Annotated in this window: 12 protein-coding genes; 5 read left to right on the plus strand and 7 right to left on the minus strand. The window is 52.5% G+C overall.

The features are described from left to right. Positions 1-266: 266 nt before the first annotated feature. The gene (locus AC07N2_RS05185; RefSeq protein WP_494777313.1) at positions 267-1,313 is read left to right on the plus strand and encodes an isocitrate/isopropylmalate dehydrogenase family protein; all 1,047 of its coding nucleotides are present in this window, start codon (positions 267-269) and stop codon (positions 1,311-1,313) included. Between the two features lie 102 nt (positions 1,314-1,415). Here AC07N2_RS05185 and AC07N2_RS05190 read toward each other — a convergent pair whose 3' ends face one another. Further along, entirely contained in the window at positions 1,416-1,871 is a 456-nt protein-coding gene (locus AC07N2_RS05190; protein ID WP_494777314.1) for a YbaN family protein, read from the minus strand. Positions 1,872-2,233: 362 nt separating this feature from the next. Here AC07N2_RS05190 and AC07N2_RS05195 point away from each other — a divergent pair, with 362 nt between their 5' ends. Beyond that, positions 2,234-2,992 (plus strand): DUF2325 domain-containing protein, encoded by a 759-nt coding sequence (locus AC07N2_RS05195; RefSeq protein ID WP_494777315.1) that lies wholly within the window; start codon positions 2,234-2,236, stop codon positions 2,990-2,992. Positions 2,993-3,033: 41 nt separating this feature from the next. On the opposite strand, the gene AC07N2_RS05200 is transcribed toward AC07N2_RS05195, so the two are convergent. The 4 genes from AC07N2_RS05200 to AC07N2_RS05215 all read right to left on the minus strand — a co-directional run bounded on the left by AC07N2_RS05200 (position 3,034) and on the right by AC07N2_RS05215 (position 8,609). Further along, positions 3,034-4,935: a propionate--CoA ligase gene (locus tag AC07N2_RS05200; RefSeq protein WP_494777316.1), complete on the minus strand. Its 1,902-nt coding sequence runs from the start codon at positions 4,933-4,935 to the stop codon at positions 3,034-3,036. Positions 4,936-5,033: 98 nt separating this feature from the next. Beyond that, positions 5,034-6,485 carry a bifunctional 2-methylcitrate dehydratase/aconitate hydratase gene (locus AC07N2_RS05205; protein WP_494777317.1) on the minus strand — a complete coding sequence of 484 codons (1,452 nt, stop codon included), beginning with the start codon at positions 6,483-6,485 and terminating at the stop codon, positions 5,034-5,036. 55 nt (positions 6,486-6,540) lie between these two features. Beyond that, on the minus strand, positions 6,541-7,692 hold the full coding sequence (gene prpC / locus AC07N2_RS05210; RefSeq protein ID WP_494777318.1) for a bifunctional 2-methylcitrate synthase/citrate synthase: 1,152 nt from the start codon (positions 7,690-7,692) through the stop codon (positions 6,541-6,543). A 35-nt stretch (positions 7,693-7,727) separates the two neighbouring features. After that, positions 7,728-8,609: an isocitrate lyase/PEP mutase family protein gene (locus AC07N2_RS05215; RefSeq protein WP_494777319.1), complete on the minus strand. Its 882-nt coding sequence runs from the start codon at positions 8,607-8,609 to the stop codon at positions 7,728-7,730. 237 nt (positions 8,610-8,846) lie between these two features. Between AC07N2_RS05215 and prpR the strand changes: the two genes are divergently transcribed. Further along, complete coding sequence (gene prpR, locus AC07N2_RS05220) at positions 8,847-10,502, plus strand: propionate catabolism operon regulatory protein PrpR (RefSeq protein ID WP_494777320.1); 1,656 nt, start codon at positions 8,847-8,849, stop codon at positions 10,500-10,502. 87 nt (positions 10,503-10,589) lie between these two features. Here the strand turns inward: prpR and AC07N2_RS05225 are convergent, their stop codons facing one another. Further along, complete coding sequence (locus AC07N2_RS05225; protein WP_494777321.1) at positions 10,590-11,189, minus strand: DUF2242 domain-containing protein; 600 nt, start codon at positions 11,187-11,189, stop codon at positions 10,590-10,592. Between the two features lie 388 nt (positions 11,190-11,577). On the opposite strand from AC07N2_RS05225, the gene AC07N2_RS05230 reads away from it, so the two are divergent. Continuing rightward, positions 11,578-13,722 carry a TonB-dependent receptor gene (locus AC07N2_RS05230; protein WP_494777322.1) on the plus strand — a complete coding sequence of 715 codons (2,145 nt, stop codon included), beginning with the start codon at positions 11,578-11,580 and terminating at the stop codon, positions 13,720-13,722. 218 nt (positions 13,723-13,940) lie between these two features. Then, positions 13,941-14,663: a 2,3-diphosphoglycerate-dependent phosphoglycerate mutase gene (gpmA, locus tag AC07N2_RS05235; RefSeq protein WP_494777323.1), complete on the plus strand. Its 723-nt coding sequence runs from the start codon at positions 13,941-13,943 to the stop codon at positions 14,661-14,663. Between the two features lie 56 nt (positions 14,664-14,719). Here gpmA and AC07N2_RS05240 read toward each other — a convergent pair whose 3' ends face one another. Continuing rightward, positions 14,720-15,955: a DUF1501 domain-containing protein gene (locus tag AC07N2_RS05240; protein ID WP_494777324.1), complete on the minus strand. Its 1,236-nt coding sequence runs from the start codon at positions 15,953-15,955 to the stop codon at positions 14,720-14,722. Between the last annotated feature and the right edge of the window lie 5 nt (positions 15,956-15,960).

Consider the following 15,960-nt stretch of genomic DNA (forward strand, 5'->3'; position numbering starts at 1 on the left):
AATGTCCTTAATTTGATGCGTGATTGATAGGTGAGTTGACGACCGATCCTGCGGTAGAGCCGTGAGCCTCACTATAGCCTAGGCCTTAATACATCGTCTTGATCTAGGCTTGGTTTGTTAATTTGCAATCTTGTCAAAAATTCACGTCATCATAAAAAGCCACGAGTCTTATATATGACATAAGACTTTTGAGTTAAAATACGTCCTGCGGCTTTTACACAAAGTCATAGCGTTTTTAATTATCTTGATCATGGATAGGACACAACATGCTTAACAGCACGCAGCAACAAATTCCGGTAACGCTCATTCCCGGTGATGGTATCGGCCCTGAAATCGTTGATGTGGTTGTGCGCGTGTTTGATGCGCTGGGCAATCCATTCGCATGGGAAGCACAACAAGCCGGCGTCAATGCGCTGGAAAGCAGCGGCGATTTGCTGCCGCAAGCGACGCTGCAGAGCATCGCCCGCACCGGCCTCGCGCTGAAAGGTCCGCTGAGCACCCCTATCGGTGGCGGCTTCCGCTCCGTCAATGTGCGCCTGCGTGAAGAGTTCCAGTTGTACGCCAATGTGCGTCCTGCACGCACCATCGTGCCTGGTGGCCGTTACGAGAAAATTGATCTGGTGCTGGTGCGCGAGAATCTCGAAGGCTTGTACGTCGGTCACGAACACTACGTGCCTATCGGCGATGACGCACATGCAGTGGCAATGGCGACTGGTATCAATACCCGCGCCGGCAGCCGTCGCATTTCCAAGTTCGCATTCGACTATGCAGTGCGCAACAACCGCAAAAAAGTCACCATCGTGCATAAAGCCAATGTGCTGAAAGCATTGACGGGTTTGTTCCTGGAAACTGCAAAACAAGTCGGTCTTAATTACGCCGATCAAGTCGAATTCAACGATCGCATCGTTGATGCGTGCGCGATGCAACTGGTATTGAATCCGTGGCAGTTCGATGTCATCGTTTCCACCAATTTGTTCGGTGACATCCTGTCCGATCAAATCGCAGGTTTGGTCGGTGGCTTGGGCATGGCACCAGGCGCGAATATCGGTGAACGTGCTGCTATTTTTGAAGCAGTACATGGTTCTGCGCCAGATATCGCAGGCAAAGGCATGGCCAATCCAACAGCACTCTTGCTGGCAGCTGCATTGATGCTGGAGCACAAAGGATTGGACAAACAGGCCAAGCTTTTACGCGATGCCATCGATTCCGTATTGAGTACAGAAAGTGGCCGTACCGTGGATTTGGGCGGTACCGTATCGACCTCCAAATACGGCGATTTGTTGATCGAACGCATCCGCGATATGCAAAAATAAGTTTGTTATCGATTGCGGCGCTGTGCGTCTGCAATCAAACGCAAATTGAACAGCAGTAGATAACGAAAGCGCATGGTGCCTACCCGGTACGATGCGCTTTTGTCATTGTGGCGTGTCGCTTTTGTTCGGTAGCACTGATGTAGAAGAGGGTGCTCGTGTCGGTATGCGCAACACCGTCGCTGCACCGATTCCGCTCAGAACCAACAAGCTGATTTGTATCCATGGCTGGCCGGAGAAGCTCCAGATAGAAAGCGCCATCATCAGAGACATCGATCCTATTGCTACACATTTGGTGCGACGCGTGAGACTGCGATGCTCTTCCCAGTTGCGCAGCATCGGGCCTATTAACTTGTGCTGCAACATCCATAGATGCACGCGCGGCGACGCTTTCGCGAAGCAAGCCGCGGCCAACAAAACGAAAGGCGTGGTTGGCAAGCCTGGCAGAAAGATGCCGATAATGCCCAGCAGCAGCGCCAAGCCGCCGACTAGTCCATATAGTATTTTGGCCAAGCGGGATAAGGGCTTGGTTTGATTGCTAGGTGCGATGCTTTGAGTCATGAAAGCAAATGATAAATGTGTATGGCTGCTTGAGGCGTATCGGCCATGGTGCTCTCGGATTCTTTGCGAAGATAAGCAAGAATACATGCTTTCCAGATAGCCGCCGAACTTGGAACTGAATACCTCGTCCCTTCTTGGCGCTATTCCTTTCCTTGATCAGGAGCTGGTCGATATTGCCATCAGACCATTAGTATTGATTTCTTCAAATAATAATGATTCTCATTTATAATAAGCCAATTCCTCAAGTTTGAGGGGTTGTTATTAGTAGGAAACCAAGGTCATTGTTACTGAGCACGCGTCTTGCGGTGCGCCGTTTCTGAAGTGTGTGATACGCCGCCGCTGATTAAGGTGAAGGATAGATCATGAGTATTTCTCCCAAGGATTTGGACGATATGGCGCGTGAGCATCGCGTGCTGATCAATCAATACGGCCGCGTGCAAAACCGTTGCAGCGAATTGGTGGCGCGACAGGTCGATCAAATTGAAGCCTTGCAGGCTGAGCTTGCGCGTGCGCAGGCAGAAGTAGTGCGCTTGCGGGCAGAAGTGATCGTGCGCGATACAGAGTTGGCGTATGCGCGTGAAGATATGGCAGCGTTGGAAGCGGCTATTCCCGGCTTGCCTACTCGTGTGACTTTGGCGCGTCGTGTCGAATCCTTGACTGAGCATCTACACAGTCTGATGCGTGAGCGTCTAGGTTGGCAATGGCGGGCCAAGCCTGCAAGATTTGAGCAACGTGCTGTCCATCCGGTCATACCTGCAGATTTGCGAAAAAAATCCGTGCTGTGCATAGGCAAGCATGAATCAAGTACGACGGTCGCCCAACTGGAAGTTGAAAAAGCCGGTGGTTATTTCCTGCATCACGATGGACTGGATGGCGGAGATGATGCTGCGCTGGAGGCGAGTCTGCTTGCTGCCGATTTGGTGATTTGCCAAACTGGTTGCATCAGCCATAACGCGTACTGGCGAGTGCATGATCATTGCAAGCGCACCGGCAAGCAATGCGTGCTGGTGAATCAGCCGCAAGCCATGTATTTTGTACGTGCTGCCGCAGATCAGCTTGCTGACTCAAGTACACAAGTAACTATGCCAGAAGTCGACAATATATTATCCGGAGATAGATAACGCGACATCCGGCATAGGCCATTCCATTCGCAGCATTGTTTTTACGCAGGTATCAGCACGGCCCGTATTTGTTGCAAGGCCGCCGGGTCTTCGATCACCGATAAATCGCCCGGATCGCGTCCTTCACAAATCGCTTGTATCGAGCGCCGCAGCAACTTGCCAGAGCGCGTCTTCGGCAATGCAGTCACAAAGTACACATGCGATGGTCGACCTATCGGCCCGAGTCGCTTATCCACCACCTTCATGATTTCTGCTTCCAGCTTGTGTGCATCTTCAGGAGTTGCAGCAGCCGCATTCTTAAGAATGACAAAGGCAACCGCACACTGGCCCTTGATCGGATTTTCGACACCGACCACCGCGACTTCCGACACATTGGGATGGCTGGAAATACTCTCTTCGATTTCGCGTGTGCCTAGTCTGTGCCCTGCGACATTGATGACATCATCGGTGCGGCCGAGGATGAAGTAATAACCATCGGCATCGCGTATGCCCCAGTCGAAGGTCGAATACGCTTCGCGTTTGAAATTGCGCCAGTAGGTATTGACGAAGCGTTCGTCATCGCCGTACAGAGTTTGCAGGCAACCGGGCGGCAGCGGCCCTTCGATGACGACCACACCTTTTTCATTAGGCGCACATTCTTCACCTGTCTCTTCATTAATGATCTTGCCCTTGAAGCCATACAGTGGCTGACCGGGGCTGCCTGAGCGTGCGGGTTTGTCGCCTACGCCTTTGGCGATCGAGATGGTCGGCCAGCCGGTTTCTGTCTGCCAGAAATTGTCGATGACAGGTACGCCAAGCACACCGGAGATCCAATCGGAAGTGGTTTGATCCAATGGTTCGCCTGCCAGATAGAGTGTCTTGAGCGAGGATAGATCGTGTTTCTGCAATAGTTCCAGCGGTTGTTTTTTCAGTACACGAATTGCTGTTGGTGCTGACGACATGCGTGTGACTTTGTATTTCTCCACGATGCTCCACCATATCGACGCATCCGGTCGTATCGGCAGGCCTTCATACAATATGGTCGTCATGCCTGCCAGCAAAGGGCCGTAGATGATGTAAGAGTGGCCGACTACCCAGCCGATATCTGAAGTGCAGAAAAAAGTTTCACCCACCTTGCTGCAAAAGATCAAATCCATCGATGTGGCCAGTGCCACTGCATAACCACCGACGTCGCGTAATACGCCTTTCGGTTTGCCGGTGGTACCTGAGGTGTAGAGAATATAAGACGGCGCATTCGATTCCAGCCATACGATCGGCACGACTGCATGCAAATGTTTTTCGCGTAGCGTGGAGTAGTCGATGTCACGCTCAGGCACCATCTTCATGGGTGCAAGGCCGCGATTAACCATCAATACATGTTTTGGTTTGTGCTGCGCCAGCGCGATGGCTTCATCAAGCAAGGACTTGTATGGCGTGACGTGACAACCGCGTGAACCGGCATCGGCAGAGATGATCAAGACTGGTGTCGCATCATCGATGCGGGTTGCCAGGCTGTTCGATGCAAATCCGCCGAACACCACCGAATGCACCGCGCCTATGCGTGCACACGCCAACATCGCGAACGCGGCTTCGGCCACCATCGGCATGTATATCAGTACGCGATCACCTTGCTTGACGCCTAGTGCCTGCATCATGGCGGCGCTGCGATTCACCTCTGCATACAATTGCGCGTAGGTATACGTGGTCTCCGTGTCGGTCTCGGTAGAGATTGCGACCAATGCAGGCTGATCAGCGCGCGTTGCCAGATGACGATCTACCGCGTTGTAACAGAGATTGGTTTCGCCGCCGACAAACCATTTGGCGAACGGTGGTTTGTCGTAGTCCAGTGTGCGCGTGAATGGCTTATGCCAATCTATGCGCTTGGCTTGCGTCGCCCAAAAGGTGTGCGGGTCATCAACTGATAGACGGTAAAACGCGTCGTATGCTGCGGCATCGAAACTCATAAGTCTCCTCCGGCCAGATAAAGCTATGTCTGTTATATCGTTCTTATAGTGAAACTACCTTTGTCGATCTTGATGTCAACAAAGGCGGTATAGCTGGGCTAGATCACATACATATCCACGTATTCATGGACAGGCATGGCTTCCAGCTTTTTCTGATCCAGTGATACGTCGAGAATTTTCTGCTGTTGTTTGACCGGGAATTGGCGCGCCAAATTGATCTTGAATTTGGCTTCCAACAGCGGAATACCTTCTTTACGGCGACGTGCATGACCGACCGGATATTCGACGACGATTTCCTTGAGCTTTTTGCCATCCTTGAATTCAACCGTCAACGCATTCGCAATCGATCGCTTCTTAGGATCGTGATAATCCTTGGTGAAGGACGCGTCTTCCACGCAAACGATCTTGTCACGCAGCACATCGATACGTTTGTCGCTGGCGACGTCGTCTTCATAATCAGATGCAGTCAGGCGACCGAAAATCAGCGGCACGGCGAGCATGTATTGAATGCAGTGATCGCGATCCGCGGGATTATCCAGCGGTCCTTTTTTATCGATGATGCGTATGCAGGCTTCGTGCGTGCGTATGGTGATCTTCTTGATGTCTTCGACTTTCTTGCCTGACTTGACCAACTCTTGGTGCAAGGTCATCGCTGCTTCCACTGCAGTTTGTGAATGAAACTCGGCCGGGAAGGAAATTTTGAACAGCACGTTTTCCATTACATAGGATGCGTACTTGCGCTGGAATTTGAAGGGCTGACCTTTGAACAGCACATCGTAGAAACCCCAGGTCTTCGCGGTCAACACCGATGGATAGCCCATCTCGCCGGTCTGGGCCATCAGCGCGAGTCGCACTGCGCGTGAAGTTGCATCGCCGGCGGCCCATGATTTGCGCGAACCGGTATTCGGTGAGTGGCGATAAGTGCGCAGCGATTGACCATCTACCCATGCCAGCGACACTGCATTCAAAATTTCATCACGCGTCAGACCGAGCATCTCTGCAACGACCGCAGTCGAAGCCACCTTGACCAGCACCACGTGATCGAGGCCAACCTTATTGAATGAATTCTCCAGCGCGATGCAGCCTTGAATTTCATGCGCCTTGATCATGCCGGTCAGCACGTCGCGCATCGTCAGTGGCTTCTTGCCACCAGCGACCGCTACACGTGACAACCAATCTGCGGTGGCGAGTATGCCTCCGAGATTATCGGATGGATGACCCCATTCCGCTGCCAGCCAGGTGTCGTTGAAATCCAGCCAGCGGATCATCATGCCGATGTTGAATGCGGCTTGTACCGGATCGAGCTGGAATTGCGTGCCGGGCACTTTCGCGCCATTCGGTACTATTGTGCCGGGCACTATCGGTCCCATCAATTTTTTACACGCTGGATATTCCAACGCTTCCAGGCCGCAACCCAATGTGTCGATCAGGCAGTTGCGCGCGGTGTCGTAAGCAAGCTTGGAAGAAATCTTGTACTTGGTGACGTAATCAACGATATCGACCAATACCTTGTCGTGTTTTGGGCGGACGTTTGAAATATGAGCAGACATGGAATTCCCGTGATCGTAGTTAATGTGGATAGCAGCGATAGGCGCGGTATGGCTCTTACTTGCGCTTGGCTAGCGGAACGAAAGCCAAATCTTCCGGCCCGACATAATGTGCGGATGGGCGAATGATCTTGTTGTCTATGCGTTGTTCGATGATGTGCGCAGCCCAGCCGGAAGTACGCGCGATCACGAACAGCGGCGTGAACATCGCAGTCGGTACACCCATCATGTGATACGACACAGCTGAGAACCAATCCAGATTGGGGAACATTTTCTTGGCGTCCCACATCACTGTTTCCAAACGTTCGGCGATGTCGAACATCTTCATCGAATCTGCATCATTGGATAGCGTGCGTGCGACTTCCTTGATCATTTTGTTGCGCGGATCGGCGATCGTGTACACCGGATGGCCGAAGCCGATCACGACTTCCTTGTTTTCAACACGGCGTTTGATGTCGGCTTCTGCTTCGTCTGGACTCTCATAACGTTTTTGAATTTCAAATGCGAACTCATTGGCGCCGCCATGCTTGGGTCCGCGCAGGGCACCGATTGCGCCGGTGATGGCGGAATACATATCGGAACCAGTGCCGGCAATCACGCGAGCGGTGAAGGTGGAGGCGTTGAATTCGTGTTCGGCATACAGAATCAGCGAGGTGTGCATCGCTTTTTCCCATAACGCGGATGGCTTTTCGCCGTGCAGCAAGTGCAGGAAGTGCGCGCCTATCGAGTCGTCGTCGGTTTCGACTTCGATACGCTTGCCGTGATTACTGTAGTGATACCAGTACAACAAGATCGAACCCAGCGATGCCATCAACCTGTCGGCGATGTCGCGTGCGTCCGGTGCATTGTGATCGTCTTTTTCCGGCAGCATGCAACCGAGTACCGAGACACCAGTGCGCATTACGTCCATCGGATGCGATGCTGCCGGCAGCCATTCCAGCGCTGCCTTGACGTTGGCAGGCAAGCCGCGCATAGACTTCAATTTGGTTTTGTAGGCCTTCAGTTCTGCCACTGTTGGCAATTTTCCGTGTACCAACAGATAAGCAATTTCTTCAAACTCGCAGCTATCAGCGATATCCAGTATGTCGTAACCGCGATAGTGCAAGTCGTTGCCGGTTTTGCCGACGGTGCAGAGTGCGGTATTGCCGGCGGTCACACCGGATAGTGCGACGGATTTTTTCGGTTTGAAACCTGCTACTTGTTCACTCATGTCTGTCTCCTTATGTATTCGGGACCATCACGGGATTACTTGTCGGCGTATTTCTTTTCTAATTGATCGAATAGAGGTTTGTTGACCAGACGCTGGCGCTCGGCAAATAGCGCGACCAGATTTGGATCTTCGTCGAGCCTATGCGTGTCGCGTAAGACGGTCAGCGCTTTTTGCATGCCAGCCACTGCGCCTTGCAGCGCTGCATTTGCGTACAGCACGATGCCGTAGCCGAGTTCGGCCAATTCATCGGCGCTGAAAATAGGTGTCTTGCCGCCGATGACGAGGTTGACCAGTTGCGGCTTGTCCAGTGCTTGCGGAAGACGGCGGATTTCTTCTGCAGTTTCGGTTGCTTCGACAAACAGAATGTCAGCACCGGCTTCGCTATAACGTGCCGCGCGTTCCAGTGCATCTTCAAAGCCATGCACGCTACGCGCATCGGTACGCGCCATGATGAGCATGCCTTCATCACTGCGGGCATCGACGGCGGCGTGGATTTTGCCGACCATCTCGGCGCAGGAAATGACTTCCTTGCCGTTGAAGTGACCACAGCGTTTAGGGGAAACCTGATCTTCCAGTTGTACCGCATCGGCACCGGCGCGTTCCAGCGTGCGTATCGTCTGGTGTACATTCAAGGCATTGCCGAAACCGGTATCGGCATCGACGATGATGGGAATATCGACCACATCGCGTATGCGTGCGGTGTGGTCGGCCAGTTCATTCAAGCCTATGAAGCCTTGATCTGGCAAACCGAAGTACATATTAGTCACGCCAGCACCGGTGATATACAGCGCTTCGAAACCAAGGTCGGCAATCACGCGGGCCGACAAGGCATTGAAGGCACCCGGTACCAGCAGGCCACGGCGGGCATATACCTTGTCACGCAAAACCTGCTTGCTGCTCTTGGACTGACTGCTCATCGAATAACCCTTTTGACTAGGTGTTTCATGAAGATGCCTGCTCTTCATAATGGCAATGCGCGTGCCATGCCGTGGCGGACGCATATCGGGCTGATGGTATATGTCTAAGGAAATGAATAAATTCATTACAAATCAAATGCTTGGGAACTTTTATCGTTTGTGGCAGAGCTAGACAGAATCTGCGCAATGCCGAAAGGCCGTGTTACATTTGAAACGTTTGAAACGCTAAGGTGAAACATGAAACGTTCGTCCTCTCCTTTCCGCGATAATGCCGACAAGCCGGTCATCTGGACTGTCTCGATCTCACGTTTGTTTGAGTTATTCCGCGATATCACTCTGGAATTTGACGATCAAGCCGACATAGAACCGATCAATCTGGGCTTCGAAGATGCGGTGCGTCATATCCGCGAACGTCTGGCGACCGAGCGTTGCGATGCCGTGATTGCCGCCGGCTCGAATGGTGCATATTTAAAAAGCCGTTTGTCCGTGCCCGTCATCATCGCCAAGGCCAGCGGCTTCGATGTGATGCAGGCATTGGCGCGTGCGCGCAAGATCACACCCGACATCGGCTTGATCACCTATCAGGAAACCATGCCGGCGCTGGCCGAGTTCCAAACCACCTTCGGCCTGAATATCGCGCAACGCACTTACGTGACGGAAGAAGATGCGCGTGCACAAATCAATGAACTGAAAACCTCCGGCATCAAAGCTATCGTCGGTGCGGGCTTGATCACCGATCTGGCGGAAGAGGCTGGTCTGACCGGCGTCTTCGTTTATTCATCCGCATCGATACGCCAGGCATTTGAAGATGCGCTGGAGCTGGCACGCCTGACGCAACTGGAAGCGACGCGCGGCCGTAGCTTCCCGGTGGCCGATACCTTGCGCGCCAAACATCACATCAAGGATTTGCGCGGAGACTCTGCTGCGATGGAAAGCGTGCGTCAGTCAGTCACGTTATTCGCCAAATCGCCCGCTACCGTTTTGATACAGGGAGAAACCGGCACAGGTAAGGAATTGGTAGCGCAGGCCATGCACCGCGCGCATCCGCTGATGCAAGGCAAGACACAAGCAGGTCATCCATTCGTCGCAGTCAATTGCGGCGCTTTGGCGGAGTCTTTATTGGAGTCCGAATTGTTCGGTTACGAAGAGGGTGCGTTCACCGGATCACGCCGTGGCGGACGCGCTGGTTTATTTGAAGCAGCGCATCGCGGCACTTTGTTTTTGGATGAAATCGGCGAGATGCCTTTGTCTTTGCAAACGCGCTTGCTGCGCGTACTGGAAGAGCGCGAAGTAGTGCGCGTCGGTGGCACGCGACCGATTCCGATTAGCGTACGCATCATCAGCGCAACGCATTGCGATCTGGATGCGCGCGTCAAAGAAGGGCGCTTCCGCGCCGATCTGTTTTATCGCTTGAGCGTATTGCGCTTGAGCTTGCCGACTTTGCGCGACAGACCTGAAGATTTGCTGCCGCTGGCTGAATGGTGCTTGAAGAATGCCTTGGCCTCGCTGGATATACGTCCATCTGCCAATCTGCATGCAGAGATACTAGGCTGCATGCCTTTGCTGACATCCTATACATGGCCGGGCAATGTGCGCGAGTTGCGTAATTTGATGGAGCGACTCGCGTTGTTCTTGGCAGCAGCACCATTGCAGGCGTTGACGCCGGCGTTTTTGAAAAGCGTTGCGCCTGAACTTGCTATATCTGGCGGCACGTTGTTGCTGGCGGAGAGCGAGGAGGCAAGACCAGTCGAAACGCTGCAGCAAGTATTGCAGCGCCATCACGGCAATCGTGAGGCAGCGGCGAATTATCTGGGGATCAGTCGCACGACTTTGTGGCGCAGATTGCAGGCTGCTGGCGGGGAAAATGCAGTAGAGGGTAAAAAAGAGAATTAAAAACGTGAATTTCAAGAGCCTGGCATAGAAGACGATTGCCAGATCTATTCAGGAAGCAGAGTGTCGCAACACTCTGCGCCTTGCAATCTAGTTGCCCATCACCGACTTAGCCTGAGTACGGAATGATTTCTCCGGCATCTCCATGATTTCCGATGTTGGCTCATCTTCATTGACCAGATAGCGTTCTACCAATTGAAAGAAGCGCGTGTAGAACTTCTCGGATGAAATCGTTTCGCTGGCGACTTTCACCAGTGAATCATCGCTGGATGAAAACGGCAGCGAGAGCGAACCGAGCGCGCCGACACCAAGACTGGCCGAGTTATTGGTCTTCTTGAGTGCGTATCTATCTTCCAGCGCATTCACAAAGACCGATGCCATTGCACCGTCCGCGGCATCGGTCGCGCACACTACACGAAATGCGATTTGCACGTGTACATCACTCTGTGGCTGAAAGCTCTTGCGACCATCGATCTGATTATTGCTGGCCGCGCTGATGACATAGCCTTGACTAAGCAAGGTGCGACGCACTGCCTCGCATGCGACCTCGGACGAAACCGGGAAGCGGCGCGTGAACGTATCGGTGGAGTCGAATTTTTCTGCCTGATAGACACCTGGTTTGCTCCCCGCACAACCGGCGATGACAGCAAGAAGTCCTGACAGCAACAGGACACGTAAGCTTGATCGCATAAATATGACTACTTCCTTTTTATTCCGTTTTGCATGTACCGCGCGACATGCCTTCAATGGACAGTCCAATTCGTCAAAGATTCCTATTTTCATGTTTCTATAAAAATACGGCCTGTGTGACGTCATGCATAGTATGTTGCATCGATTAACGACTACCTAACACTTGCTTAACGCTAGTCTTAGATGTTGCTCGCTTAAGTTTTCATCCTGCCAATTTCTTTATAGAAACGTGTTGCCCGACCACGACAAGATGCAAATTTAAGAGCTGCGGAGCCGGGTAATTTTGGCAGGATAAATATAATAACCATTCTCATTCCGAGAATCTGCCAGCCAGCCAAAATTTGTTGCCTAGCCAGCCCGCAGCAAACTATCCACGCCCCAAGGATTTATGAATCACTCATTGCGATTACGCACTATTGCGGTCGCGGCCTTTGCCATCGTCAACGGTTTACCTATGCAGGCTGCATACGCAGATGATCGATTACCGGAAATCGAAGTCATCGCGCCACACGAACATGGCGAGAATTACGCACCGACCGATACCAGTACCGCACTCAAAATTCATGCGCAGCAAAAAGATGTGCCGCAAACCATCAACGTGATCACGTCGGAAGTCATACGCGATCAGGGTGCACGTACATTATCCGATGTACTCAAGAACGTTCCCGGCATCGGTCTGGCGACTGGCGACGGTCAACGTGATGCTTTCGTGATTCGCGGCTTTACTGCGCTGTACGATATTTTGCTTGATGGCGTGCGCGACGATTCGCAATATTTCCGCGATCTGTACAACATCGACCGCATCGAAGTACTCAAAGGGCCGGCAGCTGTATTGTACGGGCGCGGCTCATCTGGCGGTTTGATCAATCGCATTACCAAGAAGCCTAGCTTTACACCATCGGCAGAGATAGGCGTCACGGTAGGTTCCTTCGATTTGCGTCGTACTGACTTCAACGTTAATCGTCCGGTCAGCGACACCGTGGCGATTCGTCTGGATGGCGCGTATGAAGATTCGGGCAGCTATCGCGATCAGGGCTATGTACAAAACAAGGATATTTCGCCTAGCTTGGTGTGGAAAGATGGCGCACAGAGTTTGTTGCTGCAGTTTGATTACCAGCATCAAAAGCGTTCTATCGATTTTGGTATTCCTGGCTTTAATGGTTCGCCACTTAACGTTGCCCCATCTACGTACTATGGCGCAAGTAATGCTTACCCGAATGATTATACCGAATCGGAAGTGAAGTCGACGACTGCGCAATACAAGCAAAAGATTTCGGATACGACTTCATTCACCAATACTTTTCGTTACTTTGACTACACGCTGGATCGTAATCACACGCGTGTGATCAGCATCACCGGTACTGTGGCCAATCCGCTGTTGAACTTCCAGCGCGGCAATATCACGCGTCATGAATATGGCTGGTTCAATCAATCGGAATTCACACATGATCTGACGTGGGGTAATACCAAGCATCAATTGTTGACCGGTGTGGAGTTCGGCGAGCAAAACAAATACCAGTACGTTAACAATGCTCTTGCTGCAAATTACTATCAGACCTCGTTGTTCAATCCGGTATTACCGCAAAACTTGCCGTTTACGGTGACAACCGCACCGCAAAATAAGGGAACCGCGATCCTGAGTACGCAAGCTGCCTACATACAGGATTTGATTACGTGGACGCCGCAGATCAAGACCTTGCTAGGTTTGCGCTTCGATCGCTTCGGCCAGCGTTATGACAATCAGATAGGCGCAAGCCTGGATCGTACCGACAATGCGTTCTCACCGCGTGCGGGCATAGTCTGGCAGCCAACGACGACACAAAGTTATTACGCGACGGTTTCCAAATCCTTCCAGCCTTCGGGTGAAGGTGGCGCAGTCGCTGCCAACAACGCGCAGCTTGCACCGGAAAAAACGCAGAACCTGGAAGTTGGTACCAAGATAGATTTGTTTAACGGTGCTGCCAGTTTCAACGCAGCGGTGTATCAATTGACACGCAGCGACGTCAAAATCACCGATCCGAATAACACTGCTCTTTTGATTCCGATAGGCGAACAACAAACCAAAGGTTTGGAGTTGAGCATGAACGGTGAGGTTGCGCGTGGTTGGCAGATGATCGCAAGTTATTCCTACATGGATGGCAAGGTTACCAAGGCAGTGGGGACGACGACTGCACCATTGCCGGGTGCAGTAGCGTCACCGCTTCAAGGGAAAACATTGGCATTGACACCGCGTCATACTGCCAGTTTGTGGACCTTGAAATCTATCGAGCAGTGGATGCCGGGCGTGCAAGTTGGTGGCGGTGTGACCTATCGTGGTGGCAACTATGCTGCTATTGATAATGCGATCAAGCTGCCTGCATTTACGACCGTCGATCTGGCCGCGTATTACCGTCCTACGCCTAAAGGTTTAAGTCTTGCGCTTAACCTCAAGAATATTTTCGACAAGCGTTATTACATTTCGGCTAATAACGATGTCGGCATCTTGCCTGGCGCACCGCGCAGTGTAGAGTTGACCGCACGTTATTCGTTTTAAGTAAGACGCTTGCACCGTGTTCTGCACGGTGCAACGATGATTTGACGTTGCTCTTTATTGCCGCCTGCTTAAAACCGGGCGGCAATTTTTTATCTGCAGGCATATAGGAATGGCAATAAATCCGGCAGGAAAAATCACTCAGAAACCGATGAAGTCCATGCCGCCTAGACGAAACTCAGTTAATCTTCATGCTTTGTCGCTTCAATATGAGAAAAGCAATGGGTAATCTGGTGATTGTTCGCCATGGCGAGTCACAGTGGAACAGGGAAAACCGCTTTACCGGCTGGGCAGATATCGACCTGACAGCCAATGGCATAGAGCAGGCGCGCTGCGCTGGCCGTGCACTGGCGCAAGCCGGTTTCCGTTTTGATCTTGCGATTACCTCGATGCTGAAAAGAACGATCCGTTCGCAATGGCTGATACTGGATGAAATGGATGCGATGTTTACGCCCATCATCAGTCATTGGCGTCTAAATGAACGGCATTACGGCGCATTGACCGGTCACAGCCGTGCCGAAATGATAGAGAAATTTGGTGAAGAACAAGTGTGGGCTTGGCGTCGTGGTTTCGCCAGCCGTCCGCCTTTGATGGATGCCAACGATGCGCGGGCACCGCAGCAGGAAGCACGTTATGACGATGTGTCACGCGAATTGCTGCCATTGGGTGAGTCGCTGGAAGATACGGTGGAACGTGTTCGGGTATTGTGGGACGGCATGATTGCGCCGGTCTTGCGACAAGGCAAGGACGTGATCATTTCATCGCACGGCAATAGTCAGCGCGCCTTGGTCAAATTGCTGGAAGACATGCCGGATGAAGAAGTCGCTCGCTTTGACGTGCCAAATAGCGTGCCGCTGGTGTACAAGCTCGATAGCGATTTGCGCGTGCTGGAAAGAAGCTCGATGACGCATATCCCGCATCCGGCGGTATCCGCGATACTTTAATTGCCTGATAAAAAAAGCCGCTCACTCAGCGGCTTTTTTTATAGCGTTGTATTAGATCAGGTACGCATGAAGTTGATCCGACTCTCCATTGATGGCGCAGACGGGAACAGTTGCGTCAACTGACGATCATTCAAATACAAATGACGCTCTGCAATCTGCGCCAATACCGAACGGAAGTCCGTTGTCACCGGCACATCGCGATCCTCATGCAAACCGGCTGACGATAAACCTTTCCAGTCGCCATACACTTTGCCGCCGGCGATATCACCGCCCAGCAACCACATCACATTGCCGTGACCGTGATCGGTGCCGCCGTTGCCGTTCTGGCGTGCCGTGCGACCGAATTCGGACATCACGATGACGGTCGTGTCTTTAAACATCGGACCGAGTTGCTGCGCCAGCGTTGCCAAACCTTGCCCCAGCGGTGCAAGCCGACCGGCGAGTTGTCCTGTGCCTGCGCCTTGATTTGCATGCGTATCCCAACCGCCGAGCGCGAAAAAAGCGATCTGTATCTTAGAATCGTTGCGCATCAAGGTCGCCAAGCGTGCTGCATCTTTAGGGAAGCCATTCGGCAAAGGCGCGCCATTGTTGGCCATCTGCATTTCATTTTCCAGCGACGCACTCATGACTTCCTTGTGCGCATCCTTTGCATCCTGATAGGTGCGAGAAAATCGTGCACTGTCTTGATACAGCTGATCGAAGGCCGTGCCGACTTGCGGTTTATCCAGCAGATTGGCTTTGGTGTCTGCATCGCCAGAGGCCAGATTGGTGGCAGAAGCACGTCCACTGAGTATGCGCGGCATCACCGGACCTATGCTGACGGCGCGGGTTGGCGATGCGTTGCCTGGCAATACCGTCAACATGCGATTGAGCCAACCATCTTGCGTGGACTTTCTGCCCGGCGTACCGGACTCCATATAGTCTTGCGCGTCGAAGTGCGAGCGTGTTGGATCGGGCGAGCCACTGGCATGGACAAAGGCCAGTTTCTTTTCTTCCCACAGCGTTTGCAGTGGTGCCAATGCTGGATGCAGGCCGAAGTAGCCGTCCAGATCGAGCACGCCGTTTTCTTGTCCCGGCCGTGCCAGCGCGATGGTCGGGCGTAGTCGTGCATAGTCGGCATCACCATAAGGCGCGACCACATTCAAGCCATCCACTGCGCCGCGCAGCATGACGACTATCAATTTGCGATTGGTGTTTTGATTGTCGCCGCCGACTGCGGCCCAGGCCGATTGACCAACCGGGATCATCAATCCGGCGGCCGTCATCATGTGTAAAAAATCTCTGCGTTGCATGGTGC

Source organism: Herminiimonas sp. GW821-FHT09C12 (assembly GCF_059416385.1).

Bases quoted from the DNA above. Each gene is read 5' to 3' on its own strand.
- AC07N2_RS05185 (WP_494777313.1), top strand. From the start codon at position 267: ATGCTTAACAGCACGCAGCAACAAATTCCGGTAACGCTCATTCCCGGT.
- AC07N2_RS05190 (WP_494777314.1), bottom strand. From the start codon at position 1,871: ATGACTCAAAGCATCGCACCTAGCAATCAAACCAAGCCCTTATCCCGC.
- AC07N2_RS05195 (WP_494777315.1), top strand. From the start codon at position 2,234: ATGAGTATTTCTCCCAAGGATTTGGACGATATGGCGCGTGAGCATCGC.
- AC07N2_RS05200 (WP_494777316.1), bottom strand. From the start codon at position 4,935: ATGAGTTTCGATGCCGCAGCATACGACGCGTTTTACCGTCTATCAGTT.
- AC07N2_RS05205 (WP_494777317.1), bottom strand. From the start codon at position 6,485: ATGTCTGCTCATATTTCAAACGTCCGCCCAAAACACGACAAGGTATTG.
- prpC (WP_494777318.1), bottom strand. From the start codon at position 7,692: ATGAGTGAACAAGTAGCAGGTTTCAAACCGAAAAAATCCGTCGCACTA.
- AC07N2_RS05215 (WP_494777319.1), bottom strand. From the start codon at position 8,609: ATGAGCAGTCAGTCCAAGAGCAGCAAGCAGGTTTTGCGTGACAAGGTA.
- prpR (WP_494777320.1), top strand. From the start codon at position 8,847: ATGAAACGTTCGTCCTCTCCTTTCCGCGATAATGCCGACAAGCCGGTC.
- AC07N2_RS05225 (WP_494777321.1), bottom strand. From the start codon at position 11,189: ATGCGATCAAGCTTACGTGTCCTGTTGCTGTCAGGACTTCTTGCTGTC.
- AC07N2_RS05230 (WP_494777322.1), top strand. From the start codon at position 11,578: ATGAATCACTCATTGCGATTACGCACTATTGCGGTCGCGGCCTTTGCC.
- gpmA (WP_494777323.1), top strand. From the start codon at position 13,941: ATGGGTAATCTGGTGATTGTTCGCCATGGCGAGTCACAGTGGAACAGG.
- AC07N2_RS05240 (WP_494777324.1), bottom strand. From the start codon at position 15,955: ATGCAACGCAGAGATTTTTTACACATGATGACGGCCGCCGGATTGATG.